Annotated in this window: 3 protein-coding genes and 1 pseudogene; 1 reads left to right on the top strand and 3 read right to left on the bottom strand. The window is 42.4% G+C overall.

Going from position 1 to position 6,885, the window contains the following annotated elements; all coding sequences use genetic code 11:
• Positions 1-174: 174 nt before the first annotated feature.
• From BLW31_RS23485 to BLW31_RS23495, 3 genes are all read right to left on the bottom strand, one after another.
• Positions 175-3,036: a chondroitinase family polysaccharide lyase gene (locus BLW31_RS23485; protein WP_029425195.1), complete on the bottom strand. Its 2,862-nt coding sequence runs from the start codon at positions 3,034-3,036 to the stop codon at positions 175-177.
• 52 nt (positions 3,037-3,088) lie between these two features.
• Positions 3,089-4,615, bottom strand: coding sequence for a sulfatase family protein (locus BLW31_RS23490; RefSeq protein ID WP_074759708.1), 1,527 nt, complete (start codon positions 4,613-4,615; stop codon positions 3,089-3,091).
• Between the two features lie 256 nt (positions 4,616-4,871).
• On the bottom strand, positions 4,872-6,074 hold the full coding sequence (locus tag BLW31_RS23495; protein WP_010536082.1) for a glycoside hydrolase family 88 protein: 1,203 nt from the start codon (positions 6,072-6,074) through the stop codon (positions 4,872-4,874).
• 689 nt (positions 6,075-6,763) lie between these two features.
• Here BLW31_RS23495 and BLW31_RS24265 point away from each other — a divergent pair.
• Positions 6,764-6,885: pseudogene (locus BLW31_RS24265) on the top strand (gfo/Idh/MocA family oxidoreductase); the annotation flags it as partial.

The raw sequence follows: 6,885 nt of genomic DNA on the forward strand, positions 1-6,885 counted from the left end.
GACGAATATTAAGCCTTATTACCTAATTACTGAAAAAATAGTCGCATAGACAAAAAAGAGGAACGACTATTTTATATTAAAAAAAGAAGGGGATGTGCCTTAGTTTTGACACAGCCCCTTCTTCTTTCATAGAAACATAATTAACCAATACCCATTAAATTCTCTCTTCCTTAATCATTTATTTGTCAAGAGCATTTCCACCGGTTGCCCGTGCTGACAGGTTACATTCAGAAGGGTATTGTTACCTTCATACTCAAGCTGTACCCCCTCTTGCGGACTCGGTAACATCCAAATGCCCTTTACAACGATCTTCTTACGAATCGGACGGCTGGGCTCCTTAGTTGTATAGGTCTTCTCCGCCAGATTCAGATTCGGATCACACACGCTCAGACGAATCCGGTTATCGCTTTCTTTGTCATACATCACCATCGTTTCTGCCGGAATGGAAACGATGAATTGATCATTTACAGGCTGATACGCTTCGAAGGTAGCATACCCTGTGATTCCTGTTTTCTTATCATATACCACATGAGCCATCTGATCACGTTGCAATACTTCGTAAGCAGGGGTTTTCTGTAATTCATCCAGTTCAGCAGCAGACGGTTGTATCAATACCATATATTCATAAGTTCCGTCTTTCGGAGCCTTTCCATGTTCAATCCAGGCAGATGAAAATTTACCGGCAGTCTTTTCACGAGTTTTTTCGTGACGCGATTCCTGGTCTGCCACTTGCGAACGTACCGTTCCATCTACCACATGATAATAATTATCATAGCCATCGTGCAGCCAGTAGTCATCATTATCTGCCTTCGGTTCCTTACCATTAAACTTAGTCTGGAAAAGAGTCGTCTCCGTAGGATAGTCAGCATTGCTGTTCGTAATACCTGTCCCCAGACAAATCATCCGATTATCGAAACAGAATACCGATTTACGGGCAACGAAGTCAGAAGTAAAGTTATCATAATCCCGTTCCATCAGTTTTATGGCAAACATTCCGTTCATACCACCCAAAGAACTGCTTCCGGAAAAATTCTCTTCGGAACGCGCCATAGTCGTACCTTTCAAAGGACTATCCAAAAGTTCGAAAGGAAGATGAATGGTAGTCGTTCCAGGCAAGCGGTTCCAGTCCCATCCTTCTTGTACAAAGCCACTTCCAGCACGGGAAACCGGATTCCCCTTTCCCATAATCTGAACCGATCCATAACTTTGATATCGTCCGTACCGATTATCTTTCGCATAAATCTCGGCTCCCCAGACATCAGTTGTATATCCTTTCAGTGTCACCATCCAGTCTGCCCGGCGGAAAATACCTGCCGAACCGTAGTTGTAAACAAAGAAACCCTGAGGGGCCTGAGCCGGCTGAATGCCTTCTTTCTTAAAGAAACGTGCATTGGGAGTGTCTCCATTGCGTATCAGACGCAAATAATCGGCAGCCAATCCATGATCGAACGCGTCTCCCCGACCGGAAAGATCACCGGACAGCGCAATGTTGGCAAATGCTTCAATATCTTCACTACCCATCTTTCCGCCAAACGGATGGCGGCCGCTAATTCCGATCCCCCATTCGTAAAAGTTACAATAATTGCGCATCGCAATAAAAGCGGACTTGATATGCTGGCGGGCTTCTTCGGTCAGTTCAAAATCGGTTCCATTCGTGAAGGCGATAAACTGTCCGATAGTGGCCAATACGCCGGTTGTATAGCCGGGATAGACCCCACCGTGATGAAAAGTCGTTCCATCTACTTTAATTCCGCCAATCGTCCCCGGAGTATAGCGCAATGATGAAGACAACCAACGAGATAAGCCATTCAAGGCCTGCTCCTGTCTGTTTGCATCGGGAAACATCATGGCAGAAATTAGCTTTGCCATCAAAAGAGTATGCCAGGAATCCAGTAATTCATCCCGCCCGGGCGAACACGGCTGGCGGGTTTCCTGCAAAGCTGCCCAAAAACGCAAAGTAGAAAGATACACATCCCGATGAGGATGTTTGTAGATTTCATTACGCATCAACCAGGCTGTAGTATAGATCTTACGTATCTGATAACCATAATGATGATTAGTACCCATCCCGCTGCCAAAGGCAAAGCCTTGGTCTATCGCATAGTCGAATACCGTAAAATAGTTCTTCTTTGATGTCTCATTCTGATTGTAACAGGCATCATAGGCAAAACCGGCGAGCATCGTTTCAATATCATTCCATGACATTTCTCCTTTCTTTTTATCCTGTTCGTCGGGAGCGACAACAGGCATTCCTGTGAATCCGGTTCCGGCTGCGGAAGGAGTAATGGCAGCCTTTTCAAAAGTCTTGTAGGCAGCATTGACCTGTCCTTGCGGAGCCTTCTTCACATCCAGAAAGTCAGTCAGACGCTGTTCGATGGTTTTCAAGTCTTTCTTCTGCCGGCTAGTCAGTTTGCTGAGCAAAGGGATATCATAAGATTGCTTTTCCCATTTCCAGACGAGACACCAGTGCCAGAGGTCACGATTGGAAAGCCCGTTATTAGTGGGTAATTGCTGGTCGGGAGTTGTCCGCAAGTTCATCTTCTTTTCCGGAAAAGTCAGGCGGTCAAGAAAAATACGTCCTTCCCGTTGGGGAGCAACCAGACGATAGCCTACGATATTTTTATCTTTCTTATTTCCATTCATATAGGCGAAAGAAATCCAGCAAGCGCGCCAGCCAGCAGCCTGTAAATGATAAGAAAACCAATAGGAAACCTCCCCAGCCTCATTCAGAAATTCAAAACGAACAGAGTCTTGCTGCGGCTTTTCATTGTATATCCATAGAGTGATGCCAAACTGTTGCTCCTTCTTGGCATTCAGAGATAAAGGGGACACTTGAACGTCCAATGTTGACCCCGGCTGAAAGTCCCATTCCAGACTACTTTTTCCCTCTTTATAAAAAAGGGAAGATGTCTTCAATTCACCTTTCCCCGCAACTTTAAAAGTCTGGGGAACACTCTCTTCAAAACCGACCAATTGGGCATAAGAAGAAGATAAAGAGCTAAACAGGAATAAGAATATAAAACAAATATCTTTCATCATTACAGATTATTTACAGCAGATGATCATTTAATCATATACAGACTAAAAATTAGTAAGGGATACGATCGGAAAGAATCTTCTCCGTATACCAAGGATCATCAATTTCCTTTAGCATCGCTCCCATTTCACGGTAGAGTTGTTCCACCACTTCCTTATTTTCTTCCAGAGGGAGATTATTCAACTGATAAGGGTCCTTCAGATCATCAAACAGAAGACTCTTTTTCAGTTGTCTCGTATCGCGGTCGATATATAAAGCTAATGTATACTGTGCAGTTTTAATTCCACGCGAAGAAGGGAAATAAGATTGTACCAATCCTTTTTCATCCTTTTCTCCATCTAGGTTCTGTATATATAAGGCACCTGCCGGACGAACAATTTCCGCCTTTTCATCGAAGAAAAGAGGTGCAAAGTTACGTCCCTGTACTTCGGAAGGAATAGAATCACCCAGTCCGCACAATCCCAGTACAGTAGGCATAATATCAGGAGCAGAAAGCAGCAGATCATCCACCCGAGGCTGAATCTTACCGAGGAAACGGACCAAAAACGGTATATTCATCGATTCGGAATAAGGAGAGTTCTTAGGATCGTCCGTACGCTGGCTGCACATTGTTTCACCATGGTCGGACGCAAAGATAACCACTGTATTTTTATCTAATCCCAGTTCTTTCAGCGTTTCCAAAATTTGTCCGAATGCACGGTCCACTCCGGTCACGGAAGCAAAGTAATAACGGACAGACTCCGCCTTCTTCATTTTCAAGTCTACATTCGGGCGGATCAACAGACTATCCAACGGCTGATCTTTATAAAGATTAAAATCCTGCTCTTCGCAATCATTCAACGAACGGTACGGACTATGCGGGGGATTCATGCCTACCATAATAAAGAAAGGCTTCTTCGTATCACGCACATTACCCTCATTCCTGAGATAAGAAACAACTTTGCCTGATTCATGGAGAGGCGACCATTCTTTCGGATCATGTCTCTTACCGTCCGTATCCCAATAATGCGGATTCTTATGCTCGTCGAACGTACCATAAGAATACCAATAATTAAATCCGTGACGCCGTTCTTTCGGAGTATAAGCATCCCAAACCGGACGTTGTGTTTCTACATATTGTCCCGGATTTTCCGGATCATTCGGAGTCGGGAAATCAGCGTGAAGTTTGCCGAAATAAGCACAATCATAACCTGCCTTGCTGAATACGTCTCCTATGCATTCCGCATCATCGCGCAAAGAACTGATAGGGCGTGTAGAATTACAATTTAAAGGTACACCACTGCGATTCGGATACATGCCGGTCAGCAACATCCCACGATGAGGACTACTCAACGGACAGTTGCTTTGAGCAGAAGTCAGTACCACAGACTCACGTGCGAAAGCATCCAGATTAGGGGTATGCACCGGATCTGCCCGAAAGTTTACTTTATCTCTGAAATCTTCCTGATTCCAGAATCCCATCGCCTGATTGCGATATTGGTCGGGAAATACATAGATAATGTTTGGATGTTCCGCCTGTTCTGCCACCTGCTTAGGAGACTTACAGCCTTGTGCCGCAAAGAGGGCCAGACCACCCATTAAAAAGTTTACTGATTTGATTGTCATGATACAAGGAATAACAGTTAATGCACCAACCTGTTTCGGCGCAACAAATAATTCTTTCCGGTTCATCGCTTTATTCGTCCGGCTATAGGCAAACGAAAGATCGCCTATAGTCAAACGATACGTTACCTATAGGCGAACGCAACATTGCCTATAGCCGGACGAACTAATTTATATACCGGAAGGCATTAATGCATGCACATAGCCGGCTAAAGTATAAGTAAGACAGGGCTTACTTTTTTTCCAGATCTCTCTTACGCATCAATCCTTCCAGGAAGTAATAGTCAGCATAGTTCAACGGAACATCGATTTCCTGACCGTGAGGAATACTGCCAACAGAGTGCATCAGTATGAAGTTTCCGTTTGTACCCACTTTGGCGCGATAAGCCGGTGAACCGAGGCTTTCCATAATTTTATCAGCAGTTTCTTTATAATGATTACCCGGCAGATAGCCGTCGAGTTCATACAAAGCAGAAGCCGTACATGCTGCAGCGGAGGCATCACGAGGTTCATTCGGGATATTAGGAGCATCATAATCCCAGTAAGGAACGAGGTCTTCCGGCAGATTTTTATTAGTAAAGATGAAGTTATATACTTTCTGTGCCTGATCGAGATACTTCTTGTCTTTAGTATAACGATAGCAAGTTGTATAACCGTATAATGCCCAAGCCTGTCCGCGAGCCCATGCTGATTCGTCCGCATATCCTTGTGCTGTTTGTCTCTTCCTTACCTCTCCTGTTTCGGGATCATAGTCTACTACATGATAGCAGCTATTGTCCGGACGGAAATGATGAGCCATCGTTGTATCCGCATGTTTCACTGCTATATTATAAAAGGCAGAGTCACCGGAAAAAGCCGTAGCCTCAAACAACAATTCTAGATTCATCATATTATCGATAATTACCGGACATTTCCATCCGCGTGTACCTTGCCAGCCCTTATCAGCATCCCATGACTGGATAACACCAGCTCCGGGACGGAAACGGGTAGACAATGATTTTGCGGCTTCTACAATCACATCTTTATATTCTTTTTTATCTGCAAAACGGTAACCGTTAAGATAACTGCATCCAATCATAAAGCCGACATCATGGTGCCACTTCAGGTATTTCACAGAATCGAGGGCTTCTGTGTACTTTTCAGCCAAAGGCAGCCATTTCTTATCTCCTGTCAGGTTATAAGTCAACCACATACTACCAGGGAAAAAGCCGGAACACCAGTCCTCAATAGGTATATACGAGATACTCCCATCCGCATTAATTGTTCTTGGATTCAGAATTTTACCGGATTTCTCGATAACGTCTGTTTGAATTGTGTTTTGTGCCACAGCGTTGTCGATGTTGTCTTGAATAAAATCTATTTCAACCTTTTTTTGTCCACCGCAACTCGTAAAGATCAGAAGCGAAAGCCCCAATGCGCTAAGAATTGTTTTCATAATACATGGATTATTTGTTAAGTTAATAATTATCTGGTGGCAAAAATAGCACATTCAAACAGAATAGACCCTCCCAAATAATCCAATTCAAGGACAATTTTGGTACATTTCCCACTAAAACATCATATTTGTACAAGTATTCCTGAAAAACTAGTCTGATTACTTACAGAGCAAATTGATATTCACCCCTCAAAAGAGGGATTCTAAAATCTAATTTTAAAAAGATAAGTACTAAAGAACACCACAAAAGTATCCACATAATCATTATACATAACTATAAAAATAAGAAACATAATAAAAATCCAGTAACTACAAAAGGGCAGATAGCTAATTGCCCTCACGATTCTGCAAGTATTGTACATAATTACTATACTCAAATAAACAATAAAGCGATTGTTGATTATGATGAACCTGAAAGTATAATTATAATAATCTGACTAATATATAATAGATTCTTGCCATTTCAAGAAAAAAAGCATTCTAACTCTTCTACATTTTTATTATATTTATTTGTAACTAACTAATTGTTTGTTAATATTAATTACGATTGCTACCCCTACAAAAAAACATGTAAAGCTAATACAGCATTACTTATTTATCTAGCTTTGCCATGTCTTGTTTTCAGTCATTTTCTTCCTTAATGAAAGGCTGTTACACATTAATTATTTGTATTTAAATTTTCTATATTTATGAAAACACATATTTCTGTAGATACCAAGATTAAAGTTGGTCTCATCGGTTTTGGCAGAATGGGGCGATTTTATTTAAAAGAAATGCAGAAAAGCGGGCGATGGGAGGTCGCATACATTTG

Source organism: Bacteroides faecis MAJ27 (assembly GCF_900106755.1).
GTDB lineage: Bacteria > Bacteroidota > Bacteroidia > Bacteroidales > Bacteroidaceae > Bacteroides > Bacteroides faecis.